At 67.0% G+C, this 20,935-nt stretch carries 21 protein-coding genes; 9 read left to right on the top strand and 12 right to left on the bottom strand.

All coding sequences use genetic code 11. The features are described from left to right. Positions 1–8: 8 nt before the first annotated feature. The 12 genes from U5768_RS26445 to U5768_RS26390 all read right to left on the bottom strand — a co-directional run bounded on the left by U5768_RS26445 (position 9) and on the right by U5768_RS26390 (position 12,303). Positions 9–623, bottom strand: a complete 615-nt coding sequence (locus U5768_RS26445) for a DUF4126 domain-containing protein (RefSeq protein ID WP_322033333.1) — start codon at positions 621–623, stop codon at positions 9–11. 209 nt (positions 624–832) lie between these two features. Further along, positions 833–1,153, bottom strand: a complete 321-nt coding sequence (gene sugE / locus U5768_RS26440; RefSeq protein ID WP_322033332.1) for a quaternary ammonium compound efflux SMR transporter SugE — start codon at positions 1,151–1,153, stop codon at positions 833–835. 101 nt (positions 1,154–1,254) lie between these two features. Next, positions 1,255–1,953 carry a two-component system response regulator KdpE gene (kdpE, locus tag U5768_RS26435; RefSeq protein ID WP_322033331.1) on the bottom strand — a complete coding sequence of 233 codons (699 nt, stop codon included), beginning with the start codon at positions 1,951–1,953 and terminating at the stop codon, positions 1,255–1,257. Beyond that, positions 1,946–4,816: a sensor histidine kinase KdpD gene (locus U5768_RS26430; protein ID WP_322033330.1), complete on the bottom strand. Its 2,871-nt coding sequence runs from the start codon at positions 4,814–4,816 to the stop codon at positions 1,946–1,948. Before U5768_RS26430 ends, kdpE begins: the two co-directional genes overlap by 8 nt. Positions 4,817–5,002: 186 nt before the next feature. After that, positions 5,003–5,581, bottom strand: coding sequence for a potassium-transporting ATPase subunit KdpC (gene kdpC, locus U5768_RS26425; RefSeq protein WP_322033329.1), 579 nt, complete (start codon positions 5,579–5,581; stop codon positions 5,003–5,005). 48 nt (positions 5,582–5,629) lie between these two features. After that, on the bottom strand, positions 5,630–7,714 hold the full coding sequence (kdpB, locus tag U5768_RS26420) for a potassium-transporting ATPase subunit KdpB (RefSeq protein ID WP_322033390.1): 2,085 nt from the start codon (positions 7,712–7,714) through the stop codon (positions 5,630–5,632). A gap of 32 nt (positions 7,715–7,746) precedes the next feature. After that, positions 7,747–9,552, bottom strand: coding sequence for a potassium-transporting ATPase subunit KdpA (kdpA, locus tag U5768_RS26415; protein ID WP_322033328.1), 1,806 nt, complete (start codon positions 9,550–9,552; stop codon positions 7,747–7,749). Next, complete coding sequence (kdpF, locus tag U5768_RS26410; RefSeq protein WP_027819619.1) at positions 9,549–9,641, bottom strand: K(+)-transporting ATPase subunit F; 93 nt, start codon at positions 9,639–9,641, stop codon at positions 9,549–9,551. The genes kdpA and kdpF overlap by 4 nt, the downstream gene beginning before the upstream one ends. Next, complete coding sequence (locus U5768_RS26405; protein WP_322033327.1) at positions 9,638–9,760, bottom strand: potassium ABC transporter ATPase; 123 nt, start codon at positions 9,758–9,760, stop codon at positions 9,638–9,640. Before U5768_RS26405 ends, kdpF begins: the two co-directional genes overlap by 4 nt. A 265-nt stretch (positions 9,761–10,025) precedes the next feature. Continuing rightward, positions 10,026–11,000, bottom strand: coding sequence for a quinone oxidoreductase (locus U5768_RS26400; RefSeq protein ID WP_322033326.1), 975 nt, complete (start codon positions 10,998–11,000; stop codon positions 10,026–10,028). A gap of 58 nt (positions 11,001–11,058) precedes the next feature. Further along, on the bottom strand, positions 11,059–11,448 hold the full coding sequence (locus U5768_RS26395; RefSeq protein WP_322033325.1) for a methylglyoxal synthase: 390 nt from the start codon (positions 11,446–11,448) through the stop codon (positions 11,059–11,061). Between the two features lie 75 nt (positions 11,449–11,523). Continuing rightward, positions 11,524–12,303, bottom strand: a complete 780-nt coding sequence (locus U5768_RS26390; protein ID WP_322033324.1) for an SDR family oxidoreductase — start codon at positions 12,301–12,303, stop codon at positions 11,524–11,526. 407 nt (positions 12,304–12,710) lie between these two features. Here U5768_RS26390 and upp point away from each other — a divergent pair, with 407 nt between their 5' ends. The 9 genes from upp to rng all read left to right on the top strand — a co-directional run bounded on the left by upp (position 12,711) and on the right by rng (position 20,922). After that, positions 12,711–13,361, top strand: coding sequence for a uracil phosphoribosyltransferase (upp, locus tag U5768_RS26385; RefSeq protein WP_321840292.1), 651 nt, complete (start codon positions 12,711–12,713; stop codon positions 13,359–13,361). A 299-nt stretch (positions 13,362–13,660) separates the two neighbouring features. Then, positions 13,661–14,389, top strand: coding sequence for a YebC/PmpR family DNA-binding transcriptional regulator (locus U5768_RS26380; protein ID WP_322033323.1), 729 nt, complete (start codon positions 13,661–13,663; stop codon positions 14,387–14,389). A gap of 124 nt (positions 14,390–14,513) precedes the next feature. Continuing rightward, positions 14,514–15,788: a phosphoribosylamine--glycine ligase gene (gene purD / locus U5768_RS26375; protein WP_322033322.1), complete on the top strand. Its 1,275-nt coding sequence runs from the start codon at positions 14,514–14,516 to the stop codon at positions 15,786–15,788. 303 nt (positions 15,789–16,091) lie between these two features. After that, a complete protein-coding gene (gene hemF / locus U5768_RS26370; protein ID WP_322033321.1) occupies positions 16,092–17,027 on the top strand; it encodes an oxygen-dependent coproporphyrinogen oxidase in 936 nt (311 codons plus the stop codon). 4 nt (positions 17,028–17,031) lie between these two features. Beyond that, complete coding sequence (locus U5768_RS26365; protein WP_322033320.1) at positions 17,032–17,760, top strand: nicotinate-nucleotide adenylyltransferase; 729 nt, start codon at positions 17,032–17,034, stop codon at positions 17,758–17,760. A gap of 2 nt (positions 17,761–17,762) precedes the next feature. Continuing rightward, a complete protein-coding gene (gene rsfS / locus U5768_RS26360; RefSeq protein ID WP_322033319.1) occupies positions 17,763–18,230 on the top strand; it encodes a ribosome silencing factor in 468 nt (155 codons plus the stop codon). An 18-nt stretch (positions 18,231–18,248) separates the two neighbouring features. Next, positions 18,249–18,719, top strand: a complete 471-nt coding sequence (gene rlmH, locus U5768_RS26355; RefSeq protein ID WP_322033318.1) for a 23S rRNA (pseudouridine(1915)-N(3))-methyltransferase RlmH — start codon at positions 18,249–18,251, stop codon at positions 18,717–18,719. Positions 18,720–18,820: 101 nt separating this feature from the next. Further along, a complete protein-coding gene (locus tag U5768_RS26350) occupies positions 18,821–19,444 on the top strand; it encodes a Maf family protein (RefSeq protein ID WP_322033317.1) in 624 nt (207 codons plus the stop codon). A gap of 8 nt (positions 19,445–19,452) precedes the next feature. Further along, entirely contained in the window at positions 19,453–20,922 is a 1,470-nt protein-coding gene (gene rng / locus U5768_RS26345; protein ID WP_322033316.1) for a ribonuclease G, read from the top strand. The last annotated feature ends 13 nt before the right edge of the window (positions 20,923–20,935 follow it).

Here is a 20,935-nt window from a genome sequence, read left to right as displayed (position 1 = left end):
GCCGCCGCTCAATCGTGACGACCGCGCAACGAGAGACGCGAGACCATGTGCGTCGCCATGCCGCGAAAACCGCCCTGCACGCCGCGCCACAAGCGCGGGAGCGCCCAGGCCGCGAGCATGAGGAACGCCACGAGCATGACGAGGAAGAGCAGCGGCACGAAGAACGCGAGCAGCACGCCCACGAAGGTCATGCCGTCCTCGGCGCTCGACGTGACGACGTTCGACACCGGTTCGGGCGAAAGATTGATGAGCGCGCGCGTGCCCGCCTTGGCGAGATGCGCCGTGCCCGCGAGCGTGCCGCCCGCCAGCGCGGCGACGGTCAGCAGCGCCGGATCGGCATGCCCTAGCGCCCCGGCGGCCAGTACGGCCCCGGCCGGAATGCGGATGAAGGTATGCAGCGCGTCCCAGAGTGAATCGAACGCGGGGATCTTGTCAGCGAGGAATTCGAGCACGGTGAGCGCGCCGGCAATGCCAATCACCCACGGCGAAGCGAGCACGGCAAGCGTGTCGGGAAGATGAATCAGGCCGAGACGTTGCAGGACGCCGGCCATCAGCACCGTGAGATAGAGGCGCAGGCCGCTGCCCCAGGACAGGCCCGCGGCGAGCGAAAGTGGTTCCAGCATGGCTGCCTCCTCGCGCGGCGCGGCCGGCGCGCCGGCGCTCCACGAGCGCAACGGGAGAGCAGGCGCTGGGCGCACACGCTCGCCGCTCATGCGGCGCGGAGTGTTATCGGGTTATGACCGTTCCATTATAGCCACGCTCGCTGCGGCGCCGCAGCGGTGTTGCGCGGCCGCGGCACACGTTCGGGCCGGCCTATGCGCCGCGGATTTAGTCAGGCGGACGAAGAAAGCTTCAGGCCGATGAGGCCGAGCACGATCAGCGCGGCGCTCGCCACACGCGCCGCGCTCACGGCTTCGCCCATCATGACGATGCCGAACACGAACGCGCCGACCGCGCCGATGCCCGTCCACACCGCGTAGGCGGTGCCGAGCGGGAGTTGGCGCATGGCCATGGCGAGCAGCACAAAGCTGCCGAGCGCCGTCACCACGGTGAACACCGAGGGCCAGAGCCGCGTGAATCCTTCGGAAGATTTGAGACCGGCGGCCCACGCCACTTCGAGCAGGCCCGCGACGAAAAGAAGAAACCAGGACATGAGGAACGCTCCATTCGAAAAATGGGGCCGTCCCCGATGACATGCGAATCCGTAAGGCCGTCCTTACAGAACCGTAATTATAGCAGCGGCGACGCTCGCGCCTACTGCACCCCGACCAGCCGATACCCCACGCCCGTCTCCGTGACGATGTGCTCGGGCTGCGCGGGGTCGCGCTCCAGCTTTTGCCGCAAATGCGCCATGTAGATGCGCAGGTAATGGCTGCTCTCCACATGCGACGGTCCCCAGACCTCGCGCAGCAGTTGCCTGTGCGTGAGCACGCGCCCGGCGTCGCGCACAAGCGTGGCGAGCAGACGGTATTCGATAGGCGTGAGATGCACGGGCGCGCCGTCGCGCGTGACCTGCCGTAGCCCGAGATCGACGTTCACGGCGCCGAAGCTCACTTGCGGCGCCTCGTTCGCGCCGCCCCGGTTGCGTCTGCGTAGCTGCGCGCGGATGCGCGCGAGCAGTTCGGACACGCCAAAAGGCTTCGTGAGGTAGTCGTCGGCGCCGGCGTCGAGCGCGGCCACCTTCTCGCTTTCCTGGGTGCGCGCCGACAGTACGATCACGGGCAGTTCGCTCCAGCCGCGCAGTTCGCGGATCACGTCGAGGCCGTCGGTATCGGGCAGGCCCAGATCGACGATCACGAGGTCGGGCTTGCGCGTGGCCGCTTCGACGAGGCCTTGCTTGCCGGTTTCGGCGTCGTGCACGACGATGCCCTCGCCTTCCAGCGTGGCGCGCACGAACCGGCGAATCTGCTTTTCGTCTTCGATCAGGACGACGGCGATGCTCGGGTCACTCATTGGCGGGTTTGGGATCGGCGGTTTTCTGGGCGGTGGCGGGCATTTCAAGCGCTTCCTGCGCTTCCTGTGCTTCCTGCGCATCGGTCACATCGGCGGGCAGCGGCGGCGGCGACTCCACGGGTAGCGCGAACCAGAACGTCGCGCCTTCCACATGGCCGTCCGCGGCCACGCGATTGGCCGCGCCGATTGTACCCCCGTGCGCCTCGACGATCGCCCGGCAGATGGCCAGCCCCAGTCCGATGCCAGGCTTGGCCGACTCCTTCTCGCCCCGCGTGAACTTCTCGAATACGCGCTCGCCCATGCCGGGCGGCAGGCCCGGTCCGCTGTCCTCGACCGAAACGCGCACGAACGGCTGTCCGCCCTCCTCCACGCGGCGCGCGGCGATGATGAGCGGCGTGTCGGCGCTCGTGTACTTGGCCGCGTTCTCCAGCAGGTTCGAAAAGAGCCGCTCCATCAGCACGGCGTCGAGCTGGAGCAGCGGCAAGCCCTCCTCCAGCACCACCCGCACGGGATGCCGCGCGAGCACGCGGCGGCAGGCAGCAAGCGCGGCGCCGACCGTTTCCTCCAGCAGCGTCCACTGCCGGTTGAGCTTGAGGCTGCCCGCCTGCAGCCGCGCCATGTCGAGCAGATTCGTGACGATGCCGGTCATGCGCAGCGCCTCGTCGTGAATCGCCTCGATCAGCTCGCCCGAGCGCGCATCCCGCGCTTCCTCGGGCTCGTGCGTTTGCGCGAGCATCGACGAAAAGCCGACGATCGCCGTGAGCGGCGTGCGCAGATCGTGCGAGATGGCCGAGAGCAGCGAATTGCGCAGCCGCTCCGACTCCATGTTGACGAGCGCGTCGCGCGCGATGTCCACGTAGTGCACGCGTTCGAGCGCGAGCGCGATTTGCGCGGCGAACGCATCGAGCATGCGCTGTTGCTCGGGCACGTGCAGCTCGCGCGCGTCGCGCGTCACGACGGCGAGCACGCCGCGCGTGCGCATCGGCGCCTTGAGCGGCAGGTAGCGCGCAACGGCGGCCGGTAGCGTATCGGTGCCGTTGCCCGCGGGCTTCTGCTGATCGTAGACCCATTGACCCACGTCGATGTCGAGGGTTTCGGCGTCGAGCATGATCTTCGGATCGGGTTCCTCGATCTTCTGCTGCACCTTGTCGGCGCTGTCGGGCAGCAGCAGCGCCACGCGCGCGCCGAACACCTCGCTCACGTGACGGCTGCCGATCGCGACGATCTGCTCCGTGGTGAGCGCCGCGGCCAGTTCTCGCGCCATCGCGTACATGGCGCCCGTGCGCTGTTCGCGCCGCTGCGCGACGCTCGCCTCGCGGCGCAGGCTCGACGTGAGATGGCTGATGACAAGCGAGGTGAGCAGCATGCCGACGAAGGTCAGCAGATATTGCGTGTCCGTGACCGAAAACGACATGCGCGGCGGCACGAAGAAAAAGTCGTACGCCGCGACGCTCGCGAACGAGAGCATCACGCCCGGCCCGCGACCGAGCCTGGTCGCCGCGAAGATCACGCCGAGCAGATACAGCATCACGAGGTTCGCGAGGTCGATGCGGTCGATCAACTGGCTCGCGATCAGCGTCACGCATGCGCAGATCACGAGCGCGGCCGCGTAGGCGCGCGGCGGCGAGCGCCCGGCGCCCCCTGCCGCGAGCGCCTCGCGCCACGCGTTCGCGGCGCGCGTGGCGGCACCGACCGCGCCCGGCTCGCTGCCGGGGCGCAGCGCGTCGCCCGCACTCGCGCGCACGAGCGTGAGATCGACGTCGCCGGCTTTTTCGGCCAGACGCTCGCCGAACGGACGTTTCACCCAGCGCGAAAAGCCCGTGCGCAACGAGCCGCCCGCCACGAGCTTCGACACATTGCGCAGCCGCGCGTAGCCGACCAGCGTGGTCGCGGCGTCCTCGCCCGCGAGCGTCGCCGTTTCCGCGCCCAGTTCGGAGGCGAGCTTGAGCGCGCCGAGCGTGCGCTCGCGCGTCGCATCGGGCAGGCTCTGGAGCTTTGGCGTCTCCACATACACGGCGATCCAGTCGGCCTTCAGGCTCGCGGCGAGGCGCGCGGCGGCGCGCACCAGCGCGCTCGCCTCGGGCCCCGGCCCCACGCAGACGAGCAGACGCTCGCGCGCCTGCCACACATGCTGGATCGAACGGTCGGCGCGGTACTCGCGCATCTGCGCGTCCACGCGGTCGGCCGTGCGGCGCAGCGCCAGTTCGCGCAGCGCGATCAGGTTGCCCTTGCGAAAGAAGTTGCGCACCGCGCGCTCGGCCTGCGCGGGCATGTAGACCTTGCCGTCGCGCATGCGGTCGAGCAGTTCTTCGGCGGGCAAGTCGACGAGCGTGACTTCGTCGGCGCGATCGAACACGCGGTCGGGCACCGTCTCCCAGACGCGAATTCCCGTGATCTGCCCCACCACGTCGTTGAGGCTTTCGAGGTGCTGCACATTGACGGTCGTGTAGACGTCGATGCCTGCGTCGAGCAGTTCGTACACGTCCTGCCAGCGCTTCATGTGACGCGCGCCGGCCACGTTCGAATGCGCGAGTTCGTCGACGAGCACGAGTTGCGGCTTGCGTTCGAGCGCGGCGTCGAGGTCGAACTCTTCGAGCAGCCGCCCGCGGTAGGCAATGCGCTGGCGCGGCATGACGTCGAGCCCGGCGGTGAGCGCGGCGGTCTCGCTGCGCCCATGCGTTTCGACGATGCCGACCACCACGTCCGCTCCCTCCTCGGCGCGGCGGCGCGCGGCCTGCAGCATTGCATAAGTCTTGCCGACGCCCGCCGATGCGCCGAAGAAAATCTTCAGCTTGCCGCGGCGGCGTTTTTCTTCGTCGCGCTGCAGCCGGTCGAGCAGTTCGTCGGGATCGGGGCGGTTCATGCGGAAATCGGTTGGGATGTCGTGTGGATGGGCACGGGTGGCACCAAAGATCGTCTCACCGTGGCGCGGAAATGGCAAACGCGGGCAAACGCGGGCAAACCGCGGGCATCCCGCGAGCAATCAACGGCCACACCGCACGCCCGGCGCGCGAGGCGTCGAGCGTGCGGTGCGGACTGGCGTTCCCGCTCAGCTAACCGCTTTGCCGTCGAGCGCGAGGTTCAGTTCGAGCACGTTCACGCGCGGCTCGCCGAAGAGACCGAACTGACGGCCCTTCGTGCAGCGGTCCACGAGCGCCTGTACGTCGTTCGCGTTCATGTGGCGCGCTTGCGCCACGCGCGCCACCTGGTACGCAGCCGCGGCCGGCGAGATTTCCGGATCGAGGCCGCTGCCCGAGGACGTCACGAGATCGGCGGGAACGGGTTGCGAAACATCGGTGCCCGCGGCCTTGAGCGCCGCGATGCGGCCTTTGATTTCGTCGGCGAGCGCCGGGTTGGTCGGCCCGAGGTTCGATGCGCCGGAACCCGTCGCGTTGTACGGCATCGGCGAAGTGGCCGAGAGCCGCCCCCAGAAGTACTGGGGCGCGTCGAACTGCTGGCCGATGAGCGCGCTGCCCACCACCTTGCCGTCGGCTTCCACAAGACTGCCGTTAGCCTGGCGATGGAACGCGGCCTGGCCGAACGCGGTCATCACGGCCGGATACACGAGGCCGGTGACGACCGTCAGCACGGCGAAGATCACGATCAAAGGACGAAACTGCGATTTCATTTTGGTTTCCTATGTATCTATCGGCTTCTCAGCGTCTCTGCGCGCGGCTCAGACCCAGCCGAACGCGGCGAGCACCATGTCGATCAGCTTGATGCACGGGAACGGCAGGAGGATGCCGCCGAGTCCGTAGACCAGCAGATTGCGGCGCAGCAGCGTCGCCGCGCCGAGCGGCCGGTACTTCACGCCCTTGAGCGCAAGCGGAATCAGCATCACGATGATGAGCGCGTTGAAGATCACCGCCGAGAGAATCGCCGAAGACGGCGACGTCAGGTGCATGACGTCGAGCACGCGCAGTTGCGGATACGTCGAAGCGAACGCCGCCGGGATGATCGCGAAGTACTTCGCGACGTCGTTGGCGATCGAGAACGTCGTGAGCGAGCCGCGCGTCATGAGCATCTGCTTGCCGATCTCGACGATCTCGATGAGCTTGGTCGGGTTCGAGTCGAGGTCGACCATGTTGCCCGCTTCTTTCGCGGCCTGGGTGCCCGTGTTCATCGCGACGGCCACGTCGGCTTGCGCGAGCGCGGGCGCGTCGTTGGTGCCGTCGCCCGTCATCGCCACGAGCTTGCCTTGCGCCTGGTGTTCGCGGATCGTCGCGAGCTTGGTTTCGGGCGTGGCTTGCGCGAGGAAGTCGTCGACGCCGGCTTCCGCAGCGATAGCGGCGGCGGTCAGGCGATTGTCGCCCGTCACCATCACGGTCTTGATGCCCATCTTGCGCAGTTCGGCGAAACGCTCCTTGATGCCGCCCTTCACCACGTCCTTCAACTCGATCACACCGAGCACGCGCGCCGCGCCATCGTGCATTTCGGCCACCACGAGCGGCGTGCTGCCGCGGCGGGCCACGTCGTCCACGGCATGATCGACTTCGCCGGGGAAGCGGCCGCCGTGGGCTTCGACGTAATGCTTCACGGCGTCGGCGGCGCCCTTGCGGATCTCGCGGCCCGGCATATCCACGCCGCTCATGCGCGTTTGCGCGCTAAAGGCGAGGAATACGGCGTGCAGCGCGTTCATGTCGCGTTGGCGAATGTTGAAGCGCTGCTTCGCGAGCACGACGATGCTGCGGCCTTCCGGCGTTTCGTCGGCGAGCGACGAGAGTTGCGCGGCGTCCGCGAGCGCTTCCTCGCTCACGCCGGGCGCGGGCACGAACATGGACGCCTGACGGTTGCCCAGTGTGATCGTGCCGGTCTTGTCGAGCAGCAGCACATCCACGTCGCCGGCGGCTTCCACGGCGCGGCCCGAAGTCGCGATCACGTTGGCCTGCATCATGCGGCTCATGCCGGCCACGCCGATGGCCGAAAGCAGACCGCCGATGGTGGTCGGAATCAGGCACACGAGCAGCGCCACGAGGGCCGTGATCGTGACCACGTGACCCATCTTCGCGGCTTCGACCGAGAACATCGAGAACGGCAGCAGCGTGGCGGTGGCGAGCAACAGCACGATGCTCAGCGCGACGAGCAGGATCGTGAGCGCGATTTCGTTCGGCGTCTTCTGGCGCTTCGCGCCTTCGACCATCGCGATCATGCGGTCGAGGAACGCTTCGCCCGGATTCGCCGTGACGCGCACGACGATCCAGTCCGAGAGCACGCGCGTGCCGCCCGTCACCGAAGAAAAGTCGCCGCCCGATTCGCGGATCACCGGCGCCGATTCGCCCGTAATGGCCGATTCGTCCACCGAGGCCACGCCTTCGATCACTTCGCCGTCCGCCGGAATCGTGTCGCCGGTTTCGACGAGCACGACATCGCCGCGGCGCAGGTCCGAAGCCGTCATGATGCGGATCGGCGCCTTCGGATGCGGCTCGTTGAGCTTCTTGGCCATGACGTCTTTCTTGGCCTGGCGAAGCGACGCCGCCTGCGCCTTCGAGCGCCCTTCGGCGAGCGCTTCCGCGAAGTTCGCGAACAGCACCGTGAACCACAGCCAGAGCGCGACCGCGAGGATGAACCCCGCGGGCGCTTCGGCCTGGCCCACGAGCGCCGCGATCCAGAGGATCGTCGTGAGCACGCTGCCCACGTACACGCAGAACATCACCGGGTTGCGCAACTGCGTGCGCGGCTTGAGTTTTCGGAACGAGTCCACGATAGCCGGGCGCACGAGCGCCGGATCGAACATGGACCGGGTTGCACTATGCTGATTCATTTTCGTTTCGCTCATGTTGCGAAGATCCCCGTTCAATGCACGCCCATCATGATCAGATGCTCGACGCCGGGACCGAGCGCGAGCGCGGGCACATACGTGAGCGCGCCAACCAGCAGCACCGTGCCGAGCAGCAGCACGACGAAGAGCGGGCCATGCGTGGGCAGCGTGCCGCCCGTCACCGCAATGCGCTTCTTGCTCGCAAGCGACCCCGCGATGGCCAGCACCGGGATGATCGTGCCGAAGCGGCCGAACCACATCGCAATGGCGAGCAGCCAGTTATAGAACGGCGTGTTCACGGAAAGACCCGCGAACGCGCTGCCGTTGTTGTTGGCCGCCGAGCTGAACGCATAGAGGATCTCCGAGAAGCCGTGCGCGCCAGGATTGGAAATGCCGGCCTTGCCCGCGCTGGAGAGCACGGCGATCGAGGTGCCGAGCAGCACGAGCAGCGGCGTGAGCAGCACGACGATCGACACCATCTTCATCTCGAACGACTCGATCTTCTTGCCGACGTATTCGGGCGTGCGGCCGATCATGAGCCCCGCCACGAACACGGCGAGCAGCGCGAACACGAGCATGCCGTAAAGGCCCGAACCGACGCCGCCGAAAATCACCTCGCCGAGCTGGATGAAGAGCATCGGAACAAGGCCGCCGAGCGGCGTGAGCGAGTCGTGCGCGGCGTTCACCGCGCCGCACGAAGCCGCCGTGGTGGCGACGACGAAAATGCCCGTTTGCGCGATGCCGAAGCGCGTTTCCTTGCCTTCCATGTTGCCGCCGGCCTGCAGCGCGCTTGCGTGCTGGTCGACGTTGAGCGCCGTGAACATCGGATTGCCCGCTTGCTCGGCGCAGAACACGCAACCCACGGCCACGACGAACGCAACCGTCATCACCGCGAGCACGACCACGCCCTGCCGGCGGTCGCCCACCATGTTGCCGAACACAAGACACAGCGCCGCCGGAATGATCAGGATCGCCAACATTTCGATGACGTTCGAAACCGGCGTGGGGTTCTCGTACGGATGCGCCGAGTTGGCGTTGAAAAAGCCGCCGCCGTTGGTGCCGAGCATCTTGATCGCCACCTGCGAGGCGACCGGGCCCATGGCAAGCGTTTGCGACGTGACCTTCGTATCGACCGTTTCGGGATTGCCCTTCGCGTCCTTCACCGGATTGCCCTGGGCGTCGAGCTTCGGCGCGGCGTAGGTCGTGGTTTGCAGCACCGGCACGTCCTGATACGCCTTGAAGTTCTGGATCATGCCCTGGCTCATGAGGAGCGCGGCGATGATGGCCGCCATCGGCACGAGGACGTAAAGCGTCGTGCGCGTGAGATCCACCCAGAAGTTGCCGATGGTTTGCACCGAGTGGCGCGCAAAGCCGCGTATCAGCGCGATCACGACCACGATGCCCGTCGCCGCCGAAAGGAAGTTCTGCACCGTGAGGCCGAGCATCTGCGTGAGATAGCTCACCGTTTGCTCGGGCGTGTAGTCCTGCCAGTTGGTGTTGGTGACGAAGCTCACGGCCGTGTTGAGCGCGCCGTCCGCCGTCATCGGGCCGAATTGCTGAGGATTGCCAGGCAGCCAGCCCTGGATGCGCAGCAGCACATAAAGAAAGCCCACTCCGAGCACGTTGAACGAGATGGTGGCGAACGCATAACGCTTCCAGTTCATCTCGGCCTGCGGGTCGACGCCGGCGACGCGATAGAGCAGGTTTTCGAGCGGCGCGAACAGGCGCACGACGCGCGAGCGCCCGTCGAGCACGCGCGTGATATAGCCCGAGACAGGCACCGCGAGCGCGAGCAGGATGACGAGGAAAATCCCCGCCTGGAGCAGATTGTTGGCGTTCATTCGATATCCTCCGCGCGCAGCAACGCATGGACGAGATAAACGAACAGCAACAGCGTTGCCGCGCCCGATAGCCAGAAGATCCAGGTCATGGGCGCACCCCCTTCGCACCTTGATCGCGGCGGAACTGCATCAACTTCTCGCAGCCCGCGATCAACGCGTACGTGAGCGCGGCGAATACCGCGAGCCCCCCGATATACAGCACATCCATTGTCGTGTTCTCCATTCGCGGATGACGGATGGCTGAAAGTTACGCGCTAATGCATTAAATCCGGATCAAAGGTTTTGGCGCCCGTATAAAAAACGTGTAAACGCGGGGACGGGAACGGAAAGAAAAAAGGCGCGCAACGTTGGCGTTGCGCGCCTCCGGCGTCCCTCTGCGTCTCCAGAACGGAGTAAAGGAACGTAAAGCCCGAATCAATGCGCCGGCGCCGATGGCATGCCCCATGCGGCGCGACGGTGCATCGGTATTGACGTCACGGAATCAGCACGGTCGAGCCCGTGGTCTTGCGCGCTTCGAGATCGGCATGCGCCTGCCCGACGTCCTTGAGCGCATAGCGCTGGTTGATCGACGTCTTGACCTTGCCCGAGGCGACGACGTCGAACAGTTCGGCGGCCATCGCCTCGTAGTCGGCGCGCTTCGCGATATAGGTGAAGAGCGTCGGGCGCGTGAAGAAGAGCGAGCCGCGCCCCGCGAACTCCGACGAGTCGATCGGCGGCAGCGGCCCCGAAGCATTGCCGAAGCTCACGAACATGCCGAGCGGCGCGAGACAGTCGAGCGATTTCGTGTAGGTGTCCTTGCCGATCGAGTCGTACACCACGGGCACGCCCGCGCCGTTCGTGATCTCGCGCACGCGCGCCGTGAAGTCTTCGCGCGTGTAGACGATCGGATGGTCGCAGCCGTGCGCCTTTGCGATCGCGGCTTTTTCGTCCGAGCCCACGGTGCCGATCACGGTCGCGCCCAGCGCCTTCGCCCACTGGCACACGAGCAGCCCAACGCCGCCCGCCGCCGCCTGAATGAGGATGGTGTCGCCGGCCTTCACGCGATACGTGCGGCGCAGCAGGTATTGCGCCGTGAGGCCCTGGAGCATGATCGAAGCCGCCGCTTCGTCGCTGATCGCGTCGGGCAGCTTGATCACCTGGTCGGCGCGCAGCACGCGCTCCTGCGCGTAAGCGCCGGGCGGCCGCCCGACATACGCCACGCGCTCGCCCACCTTCAGCGCGCTCACGCCTTTTCCCACCGCCGTCACCTCGCCAGCCGCCTCCATGCCGAGCCCGGCGGGCAGCGGCTGCGGATACAGCCCGGTGCGGAAATACACATCGATGTAATTGAGGCCGCAAGCGCGCTGGCGCACACGCACCTCGCCCTCGCCCGGCTCGCCCACATCGACGTCCACCCACTTCATCACTTCGGGGCCGCCGGTCTTGTCGTATCGGATTGCCTTGGTCATCACGTCTCCTTGGTGTTGTCCTGAATGCGGACTGCACGGCGCGCACCGCCCGCGCGCTTCAGACCGCGTTTTTCTGGCGCAGCGTGAGCGCGTCGAGGATCATGCGCGCCGTCGAAATGTTCGTGGCGCACGGCACGTCGTGCACGTCGCATGCGCGCACGAGCGCGTTGATGTCCGGTTCGTGCGGCTGCGGGGTCATCGGGTCGCGCAGGAAGATCACGATGTCGACGTTGCCCTCGGCGAGCCGCGCGCCGATCTGCAGGTCGCCGCCGTGCGGGCCCGAAAGCATGCGCTCCACGTTCAGGCCCGTTGCGGCCTCGATGCGCGAGCCGGTCGTGCCGGTCGCGATGATTTCGCAATGGCGCAGCGTCTCGACGTACTCGCTCGCCAGCTTGACGATGTCGTCCTTCTTGTGGTCGTGCGCGATCAGTGCGACGCGGGTTGGCATGGCGTGAAGCTCCTTGTTGTGAGAGTTGCGTGTGCGATGGTCGCGATGCGGCGCGAGGCGCGCCGCGCCGTTTGTTCAGTAAGTGCCCGGATAAGCCCCGCCGTCGATCAGCCAGTTCTGCCCGGTGATATAGCCCGCGTGCACGCTGCACAGGAACGCGCAGGCGCGGCCGAATTCGTCGGGCGTGCCGAACCGCCCGGCGGGAATCGCCTTCATGCGGCGCGCACGCGCTTCTTCTTCCGGAATCTGGCTCGCCCTGGCCTGCGCGACGATCGTGGCCTGGATGCGGTCGGTGTCGAACGCGCCCGGCAGCAGGTTGTTGATCGTGACGCCCGTGTTCGCCACCTGGCGCGCCACGCCCGCGACGAAGCCCGTGAGCCCCGAGCGCGCGCCGTTCGAGAGGCCGAGCACGTCGATCGGCGCCTTCACCGAGGAACTCGTGATGTTGACGATGCGCCCGAACCCGCGCGCGATCATGGCGTCGATGGTGGACTGGATCAGCGCGATGGGCGTGAGCATGTTCGCCTCGAGCGCCGCGATCCACGCCTCATGCGTGTACGTGCGGAAGTCGCCCGGGGGCGGTCCGCCCGCATTGTTCACGAGGATGTCCGGCGACGGACACGCCGCGAGCGCGGCGGCGCGGCCCGCTTCGGTCGTGATGTCGCAGGCCACCGCCTTGACGTCCACGCCCGTGCTCTTGCGGATATGCGCGGCGGTTTCCTCGAGCGTCTGCGCGGTGCGCGCGGCGATCGTCACGTTGACGCCTTCGGCGGCGAGCGCCTCGGCGCAGCCGCGCCCGAGCCCCTTGCTGGCCGCGCATACCAGCGCGGTGCGTCCTGCGATGCCCATGTCCATCGTATTCGTGTCCTTTTGCGTGGATGACCTGACTGTGACAGTGCGGATACGGCGCCGCCCTGCGACCTTTTTGGGATTCTAGAAGAATCGGCCGCTGCGCGTGGAAGACCGCTGGAGGCGAGGCCGGGCCTCCACGGGCAAAACGGGCTGCCCGCGCACCGAGGCGCACCGAGGCGCACCAGCGCGCACTAGCACCCACCAGCACGCATCCGCGCGCGCCGGTGCGCGCGTGCTTACCGTATACTTGCGCCTGTAGCGCGGCCGGGCGCCCTCGCAAGCCGTGAGCGCTTGCCGCGCGCGGCGGCCCGTGCTCGCCGCCACCGCGCAGCCCAGGCACGCCGCTTCGGACTCGCGCGGCAGCGGCACGACCGATTCCCCGATTCCCTTGCAGCCTCGTGCGCCCCGCCATGAAACAGGACAGCCGTTTCCCGAATCTCTTCATCCTCGATCACCCGCTGATCCAGCACAAGCTCACGCACATGCGCGACAAGGACACGTCCACGCGCACGTTCCGCGAGCTGCTGCGCGAGATCACGCTGCTGATGGGCTATGAAATCACGCGCGACCTGCCGGTGGCGTCGCGCCGCGTGCAGACGCCGCTCGTCGAAGTCGACGCGCCCGTGATCGCGGGCAAGAAGCTCGCCATCGTGCCCGTGCTGCGCGCGGGCGTGGGCATGTCCGACGGCCTGCTCGAACTGGTGCCTTCGGCGCGCGTGGGGCATATCGGCGTGTACCGCGCCGACGACCATCGCCCGGTCGAATATCTCGTGCGCCTGCCCGATCTCGAAGACCGCACCTTCATCCTGTGCGACCCGATGGTGGCGACGGGCTACTCGGCCGCGCATGCCATCGACGTGCTCAAGCGCCGCGGCGTGCCCGGCGAGCGCATCCTGTTCCTCGCGCTGGTAGCCGCGCCCGAAGGCGTGGACGTGTTCCAGAAGGCGCACCCGGACGTCAAGCTCTACGTGGCTTCGCTCGATTCACACCTCGACGGGCACGCCTACATCATCCCGGGCCTGGGCGACGCCGGCGACCGGCTCTTCGGCACGAAGAACTAACCCTGCACCGTCGTTGCGCAGGGGCGGCCGGGCACAACCGATCCCACCCCTATACGCCCCGTCCCCGCCGATGCCGCCGGCGCCCGCCTGTCGTTGCGCATGCGGTTTCGTCAAGGATGCGGGCGAAGCCGGTCGGTCCCGGCGTGATAAAATTCAGATCCACCTGAACGGGCGCTGCGTCCCGTCCTCCCGGCACATGCTGCCGCGCGAACGACGCACGAAGACCGCGCCCGGGAACATCGCAACGACAGCAGCACATTGCACACTGCACGCGCATGGCGCGTGAGACGGAGAAAGGTATGGCGGGTCATTCGAAATGGGCCAACATCAAGCACAAGAAGGCTGCTGCCGACGCGAAGCGCGGCAAGGTCTGGACGCGGCTCATCAAGGAAATCCAGGTCGCGGCGCGCATGGGCGGGGGCGACGCCGATACGAACCCGCGCCTGCGTCTGGCTGTTGACAAGGCGTACGACGCCAACATGCCCAAGGACAACATCAACCGCGCCATCCAGCGCGGCGTGGGCGGCGTCGACGGCGCGAACTACGAGGAAATCCGCTACGAAGGCTACGGCATCGGCGGCGCGGCCGTCATCGTCGACACGATGACCGACAACCGCACCCGCACGGTCGCGGAAGTGCGTCACGCGTTCTCGAAGTTCGGCGGCAACATGGGCACGGACGGCTCGGTCGCGTTCATGTTCGATCACGTCGGCCAGTTCGTGTTCGCGCCGGGCACGCCCGAAGACGACCTCATGAACGCCGCGCTCGAAGCGGGCGCCGACGACGTCGTGACGAACGAAGACGGCTCGATCGAAGTGGTCTGCCCGCCGTTCGACTTCACGAAGGTGAAGACCGCGCTCGAAGCCGCGGGCTTCAAGGCGGAAATGGCCGAAGTCACCATGAAGCCGCAGAACGAGGTCGAATTCACGGGCGACGATGCCGTGAAGATGCAAAAGCTGCTCGACGCCCTCGAAAACCTGGACGACGTCCAGGACGTGTACACCAACGCGTCGATCGCCGGGGAATAAGGCGTCGGCCCCGGGAGGCCGCGCCGGGGTTCTGCTTCGGCCCGCCTCCCGCATGCGATTTTCACGGCCGGCGCACTGTGCGCCGGCCGCAACTGTTTCTGGTCTTGGTCTTTCGGGGATTCTCATGAAGTTACTCGTCGTCGGTTCTGGCGGCCGCGAACATGCGCTGGCGTGGAAGCTCGCGCAGGCGCCGCGCGTGCAGCTCGTCTACGTCGCACCCGGTAACGGCGGCACCGCGCAGGACGATCGGCTCGCCAACATCGACATCACGGACGTCCACGAGCTTGCCGATTTCGCCGAGCGCGAAGCCGTCGCGTTCACCGTGGTCGGCCCGGAAGCGCCGCTCGCGGCCGGCATCGTCAACGTGTTCCGCCAGCGCGGCCTGAAGGTATTCGGTCCGTCGAAGGAAGCCGCGCAGCTCGAAAGCTCGAAGGACTTCGCCAAGGCGTTCATGAAGCGCCACAACATCCCGACCGCCGCGTACGAGACGTTCTCGGACGCCGCGGCCGCACACGCCTACGTCGACAAAAACGGCGCGCCCATCGTCATCAAGGCCGACGGCCTCGCGGCCGGCAAGGGCGTGGTCGTGGCGATGTCGCTGGAAGAAGCGCATCAGGCCATCGACATGATGCTCGCCGACAACAAGCTCGGCGACGCCGGCGCGCGCGTGGTGATCGAGGAATTCCTCGCGGGCGAGGAAGCGAGCTTCATCGTCATGGTGGACGGCAAGCATGTGCTCGCTCTCGCGTCGAGCCAGGACCACAAGCGCCTGCAGGACGGCGATCAGGGCCCGAATACGGGCGGCATGGGCGCCTACTCGCCCGCGCCCATCGTCACGCCGCAACTGCACGCGCGCGTGATGCGCGAAATCATCCTGCCGACCGTGGCGGGCATGGAGAAGGAAGGCATCCGCTATACGGGCTTCCTGTACGCCGGTCTGATGATCGACGCGCAAGGCAACCCGAAGACGCTCGAATTCAACTGCCGCATGGGCGACCCGGAAACGCAGCCGATCATGGCGCGCCTGAAGGGCGACTTCTCGAAGGTCGTGGAGCACGCCATTGCCGGCACGCTGAACCAGATCGAGCTGGAATGGGATCGCCGCACGGCGCTCGGCGTCGTGCTCGCCGCGCACAACTATCCGGACACCCCGCGCAAGGGCGACCGCATCAGCGACATTCCCGCCGAAACGGCCGACTCGGTCACGTTCCACGCGGGCACGCAGGTCGTGGACGGCAAGCTCGTGACCTCGGGCGGCCGCGTGCTGTGCGTGGTGGGTCTGGCCGATTCGGTGCGCAGCGCGCAGAAAGTGGCGTACGAAACCGTGAACCGCATCTCGTTCGACGGCATGCAGTATCGCAACGACATCGGCTATCGCGCCGCTGGGCGCAAGCAGTAAGCGCGGCGCTTTCCGGGGGCCGCCTTTGCGCGCGGCCCTGAAAAGGAAGCGAACAGCCACGGAAAGCCGCCAGCCGGCGCGTCGTGGCCGCCGCGCAACGGTGCAAATTCAAGGCGTTTTCATCTGACCGCGTACGCGGGCGTCGCGTGGGCCGCGCAGCAGTCCGGGCGGCCGCCATTGGCGCCGGGCGCCGCTTCAATCGGCGCTACACTGCCGCTGTCAGACCGCCCCGGGCGGTCTGTCCGAATAACCCGACGAACAACCCGATTCCAGCGCCGGCGCGCTGCCGTCCCTATTTCATCGATGACCGACACCCCTAACCGCGCCTCACCCGACAGCGCCGCCGTCCGCACCTGGCTCGCCGGCCTGCAGACGCAGATCGCCGACACGCTGGGCGCCTTCGACGGCACGCCGTTCGCGACGGACAACTGGCAGCGCGGGCCTGGCGAGAAGCTGCGCGGCGGCGGTTGCACGCGCATCATCGAAGGCGGGCAGTTCTTCGAGCGCGGGGGTATCGGCTTTTCCGACGTTTCCGGCGACGCCCTGCCGCCCTCGGCGACGGCCGCGCGCCCCGAACTCAACGGCCGCGGCTTCGAGGCGATGGGCGTTTCGCTCGTGCTGCATCCGCGCAACCCGTATTGCCCGACCGTGCACATGAACGTGCGCATGCTGCTCGCGACCAAGGCGGGCGAGGCGCCCGTGTTCTGGTTTGGCGGCGGCATGGACCTTACGCCCTACTACGGCTTCGAGGAAGACGCGCAGCACTTTCACCGCGTGTGCCGCGACGCGCTCGCGCCCTATGGCACGGACCTCTACCCGCGCTTCAAGCGCTGGTGCGACGACTACTTTTTCCTCAAGCACCGCAACGAGGCGCGCGGCGTGGGCGGCATTTTCTTCGACGACTACGCCGCGGGCGGCTTCGACGAGGCGTTCGCCATGCTGCGCAGCGTGGGCGACGGCTTCCTGAAGGCGTATCTGCCGATCGTCGAAAAGCGCCGCGCCACGCCCTACGGCGAAGCCGAACGCGAGTTCCAGGCTTACCGGCGCGGGCGCTACGTCGAATTCAACCTGGTCTGGGACCGCGGCACGCACTTCGGCCTGCAAAGCGGCGGCCGCACGGAATCGATCCTCATGTCGATGCCGCCGGGCGCCGCCTGGCGCTACGACTGGCAGCCCCAGCCGGGCACGCCGGAAGCGCGGCTGTACAGCGATTTCCTGCCCGTGCGCGACTGGATCTGACGCCGTGAAGCCAACTTTCACCGTCCCACCCAATGCGCTCGAGAGGCGCGTCGGGCTGCTCGGCGGCACGTTCGATCCGATCCACGAGGGCCATCTCGCGCTCGCGCGCCATTTTGCGCGCGTGCTCGGCCTGAACGAGCTGATCCTGCTGCCCGCCGGCCAACCGTGGCAAAAGCCCGGCGTCACCGAGGCGCAGCACCGGCTTGCCATGACGCGCGCGGCGGCCGGCTCGCTCGCGCTACCGGGCGTGACGGTGACGGTCGATGCCGACGAAATCGGGCACGACGGCCCGACCTACACGGTCGAAACGCTGCGCCGATGGCGCGCCAAAAGCGCGAGCAACGCAAACGCCGCGCTCACGCTGCTAATGGGCGCCGATCAACTGCTGCACCTCGATTCGTGGCACGAATGGCGCGAGCTGTTCGCGCTCGCGCATCTGGGCGTGGCGAGCCGGCCGGGCTTCGGCTTCGACGACGACTTCACGGCGCTGCCGCCCGAAGTCGCGCGCGAAGCCGCCGCGCGCCGCGCGAGCGCGGCCACGCTTGCGAGAACGCCGCACGGCCATTTGCTGGTCGACGACACGCTCGCGCTCGACGTTTCGGCGACCGAAATACGGCGCGATCTGCCTGCCTGCGTGGCGAGCGGGCAACGTCGCGGCACAGCCGCCGACAAGCTTCCCGCAGCCGTGTGGGACTATATCCTTCAACATCATCTCTATCTGCATCACGGGTAACTATGGACATCCGCAAACTTCAACGCGCTATCGTCGACGGTCTCGAAGACGTCAAGGCACAAGACATTCGCGTCTTCAACACGAGCCATCTGACCGAGCTGTTCGACCGCGTGGTCGTCGCGAGCGGCACCTCGAACCGCCAGACCAAAGCGCTCGCCAACAGCGTGCGCGAGAAGGTCAAGGAAGCCGGCGGCGACATCGTGAGCACGGAAGGCGAGGACATCGGCGAATGGGTGCTCGTGGATTGCGGCGACGCGGTCGTCCACATCCTCCAGCCCGCGCTGCGCCAGTACTACAACCTCGAGGAAATCTGGGGCGACAAGCCGGTGCGCGTGAAGCTCGCGGCCAGCACGGGGTTCGTGGGCGCGCGCCCGAGCGAGCCGATGGACGACGAGGACGAAGACGAGGAAGCCGCGCCGGCCGTGAAGAAGCCCGCGCGCAAGACCGCAGCGCGTAAAACCGCCAAGTAGGCGCAGCGTTCGCGAACGATGAAACTGCATATCGTCGCCGTCGGCCACAAGATGCCGGACTGGATCGCCGAGGGCTTCGAGGAATATACGAAGCGCATGCCGCCGGAGCTGCGCATCGAGTTGCGCGAGGTGAAGCCCGAGCAGCGCTCGTCGGGCCGTTCCGCGGAAAGCGTCATGGCGGCCGAGCGCGCGCGAATCGAAGCCGCGCTGCCGAAAAACGCTCGCATCGTCGCGCTCGACGAACGCGGCAAGGACTGGACCACGATGCAGCTCGCCAAGGCACTGCCGCTCTGGCAGCAGGATGGCCGCGACGTGGCGTTCCTGATCGGCGGCGCGGACGGCCTCGACCCCGAACTCAAGTCGCGCGCCGACACGCTCCTGCGCCTTTCGTCCCTCACGCTGCCGCATGCGATGGTGCGCGTGCTGCTCGCCGAGCAGCTTTACCGCGCGTGGACCATCACGCAGAATCACCCCTATCATCGCGTGTGATGCAGGTCTGAAGCGCGCCTGAGCCGCTTTTCGCCGTGCGCCTGCGCTTTGCCGGCAAGCGCGCGCGTCAACCCGAAGTCCGTAACGATAAAGACGCTCCGATGCCCACCAACGCGCCCTATCCGTTCGTCTATCTCGCCTCGCAAAGCCCGCGCCGCCAGGAGCTGCTGCAACAGCTCGGCGTGCGCTTCGAGTTGCTGCTGCCGCGTCCCGACGAAGACGCCGAAGCGCTCGAAACCGTGCTGCCCGGCGAGCAAGCCGCCGTCTATGTCGAGCGCGTGTGCGCCGCGAAGGCCGACGCTGCCCGCGCGCGCCTCGTCGCGGGCGCGCATGAGCATGCGCCGATTCTCACCGCCGACACCACCGTCTCCATCGACGGCCATATTCTCGGCAAACCGCACGACGCCGCCGATGCCTACGCGATGCTCGAACGCCTCGCGGGCCGCGAGCACGAAGTGCTCACGGCGGTAGCCGTGGTGAACGCCGAGGGCGTGTGCCTGCCCGTCGCCGTCTCGCGCTCGCACGTGCGTTTCGCGCCTGCGCTGCCCGCCGCGATCGCGCGTTACGTGGCGAGCGGCGAGCCGTTCGGCAAGGCCGGCGCATACGGCATACAGGGCCGCGCGGCGGAATTCGTCGAGCGAATCGACGGGTCCTATTCGGGTATCATGGGTTTGCCATTATTCGAAACGGCCGCCCTCCTGCGCGCCGCGGGCATCGACTTCTAGAACAAATCATGAACGAAGAAATCCTGATCAACGTCACGCCCCAGGAGACGCGCGTCGCATTGGTCCAGCAAGGCGCAGTACAGGAGCTTCACGTCGAGCGCACGCTGTCGCGCGGGCGCGTCGGCAACGTCTATCTCGGCAAGGTCGTGCGCGTGCTGCCGGGCATGCAGTCGGCGTTCATCGACATCGGCCTGGAACGCGCCGCGTTCCTTCACGTGGCCGATATCTGGCACCCGCGCATTGCCGGCGAAACGCATGCGAGCGTGCATCATCAGCCTATCGAAAAGACCGTGTTCGAAGGGCAAACGCTCATGGTGCAGGTCGTGAAGGACCCGATCGGCACGAAGGGCGCGCGGCTTTCCACGCAGGTGAGCATCGCGGGGCGCACGCTGGTCTATCTGCCGCAGGAGCCGCACATCGGCATCTCGCAGAAGATCGAGAGCGAGGCCGAGCGCGAGGCGGTGCGCGCGCGCCTCACGGCCGTGCTGCCCGCCGACGAAAAAGGCGGCTACATCGTACGCACGATCGCCGAGGACGCGACGAGCGAAGAACTCGCCGCGGACGTGGCGTATCTGCGCAAGACGTGGGCGACGATTCTCACGCAGGCGCAGCGCCTGCCCGCGACCAGCCTGCTCTATCAGGACCTGAACCTGAGCCAGCGCGTGTTGCGCGACTTCGTGAACGACGAAACGTCGCGCATTCAGGTCGATTCGCGCGAGACGTTCCAGAAGCTCACCGAGTTCGCCACCGAATTCACGCCCGCCGTGCTGCCGAAACTGCACCACTACTCGGGCGAGCGGCCCCTCTTCGACCTCTACAACATCGAGGCCGAAATCCAGCGCGCGCTCTCGCGCCGCGTGGACCTCAAGTCGGGCGGCTATCTAGTGATCGACCAGACCGAGGCGATGACGACCATCGACGTGAACACGGGCGGTTACGTGGGCGCGCGAAACTTCGACGACACGATCTTCAAGACGAATCTCGAAGCAGCGCATACGATCGCGCGGCAGTTGCGTCTGCGCAACCTGGGCGGCGTGATCATCATCGACTTCATCGATATGGAGAACGTCGAGCATCGCGACCAGGTGCTCGGCGAACTGAAGAAGGCGCTCTCGCGCGACCGTACGCGCGTGACCGTGAACGGCTTCTCGCAGCTAGGACTCGTGGAAATGACGCGCAAGCGCACGCGCGAATCGCTCGCGCACGTGCTGTGCGAGCCGTGCCCGACCTGTCTCGGCAAGGGGCAGGTGAAGACCGCGCGCACCGTGTGCTATGACGTGCTGCGCGAGATTCTGCGCGAGTCGCGGCAGTTCAATCCGCGCGAATTCCGCGTGGTCGCTTCGCAGCAGGTCATCGACCTCTTTCTCGAGGAAGAGTCGCAGCATCTCGCGATGTTGATCGACTTCATCGGCAAGCCGGTTTCGTTGCAGGTGGAATCGAATTTGAGTCAGGAACAATACGACATCGTGCTCATGTAGCGCGGCGCCGTCG

Origin of the sequence: Paraburkholderia sp. J76, assembly GCF_905220295.1 — a bacterium.
Lineage (GTDB): Bacteria > Pseudomonadota > Gammaproteobacteria > Burkholderiales > Burkholderiaceae > Paraburkholderia.
The sequence above is the reverse complement of the archived record's forward strand: the minus strand, read 5'-3'. Positions and strand labels throughout refer to the sequence as shown.

Excerpts from the sequence above, each read along its gene's own strand:
- kdpE (WP_322033331.1), bottom strand. The coding sequence starts at position 1,953 with ATGAGTGACCCGAGCATCGCCGTCGTCCTGATCGAAGACGAAAAGCAG.
- sugE (WP_322033332.1), bottom strand. The coding sequence starts at position 1,153 with ATGTCCTGGTTTCTTCTTTTCGTCGCGGGCCTGCTCGAAGTGGCGTGG.
- kdpC (WP_322033329.1), bottom strand. The coding sequence starts at position 5,581 with ATGAAATCGCAGTTTCGTCCTTTGATCGTGATCTTCGCCGTGCTGACG.
- U5768_RS26380 (WP_322033323.1), top strand. The coding sequence starts at position 13,661 with ATGGCGGGTCATTCGAAATGGGCCAACATCAAGCACAAGAAGGCTGCT.
- U5768_RS26395 (WP_322033325.1), bottom strand. The coding sequence starts at position 11,448 with ATGCCAACCCGCGTCGCACTGATCGCGCACGACCACAAGAAGGACGAC.
- U5768_RS26405 (WP_322033327.1), bottom strand. The coding sequence starts at position 9,760 with ATGGATGTGCTGTATATCGGGGGGCTCGCGGTATTCGCCGCGCTCACG.
- U5768_RS26445 (WP_322033333.1), bottom strand. The coding sequence starts at position 623 with ATGCTGGAACCACTTTCGCTCGCCGCGGGCCTGTCCTGGGGCAGCGGC.
- kdpF (WP_027819619.1), bottom strand. The coding sequence starts at position 9,641 with ATGACCTGGATCTTCTGGCTATCGGGCGCGGCAACGCTGTTGCTGTTC.
- hemF (WP_322033321.1), top strand. The coding sequence starts at position 16,092 with ATGACCGACACCCCTAACCGCGCCTCACCCGACAGCGCCGCCGTCCGC.
- upp (WP_321840292.1), top strand. The coding sequence starts at position 12,711 with ATGAAACAGGACAGCCGTTTCCCGAATCTCTTCATCCTCGATCACCCG.
- U5768_RS26430 (WP_322033330.1), bottom strand. The coding sequence starts at position 4,816 with ATGAACCGCCCCGATCCCGACGAACTGCTCGACCGGCTGCAGCGCGAC.
- rsfS (WP_322033319.1), top strand. The coding sequence starts at position 17,763 with ATGGACATCCGCAAACTTCAACGCGCTATCGTCGACGGTCTCGAAGAC.
- U5768_RS26390 (WP_322033324.1), bottom strand. The coding sequence starts at position 12,303 with ATGGACATGGGCATCGCAGGACGCACCGCGCTGGTATGCGCGGCCAGC.
- kdpB (WP_322033390.1), bottom strand. The coding sequence starts at position 7,714 with ATGAATCAGCATAGTGCAACCCGGTCCATGTTCGATCCGGCGCTCGTG.
- kdpA (WP_322033328.1), bottom strand. The coding sequence starts at position 9,552 with ATGAACGCCAACAATCTGCTCCAGGCGGGGATTTTCCTCGTCATCCTG.
- U5768_RS26350 (WP_322033317.1), top strand. The coding sequence starts at position 18,821 with ATGCCCACCAACGCGCCCTATCCGTTCGTCTATCTCGCCTCGCAAAGC.
- U5768_RS26400 (WP_322033326.1), bottom strand. The coding sequence starts at position 11,000 with ATGACCAAGGCAATCCGATACGACAAGACCGGCGGCCCCGAAGTGATG.
- purD (WP_322033322.1), top strand. The coding sequence starts at position 14,514 with ATGAAGTTACTCGTCGTCGGTTCTGGCGGCCGCGAACATGCGCTGGCG.
- rlmH (WP_322033318.1), top strand. The coding sequence starts at position 18,249 with ATGAAACTGCATATCGTCGCCGTCGGCCACAAGATGCCGGACTGGATC.
- rng (WP_322033316.1), top strand. The coding sequence starts at position 19,453 with ATGAACGAAGAAATCCTGATCAACGTCACGCCCCAGGAGACGCGCGTC.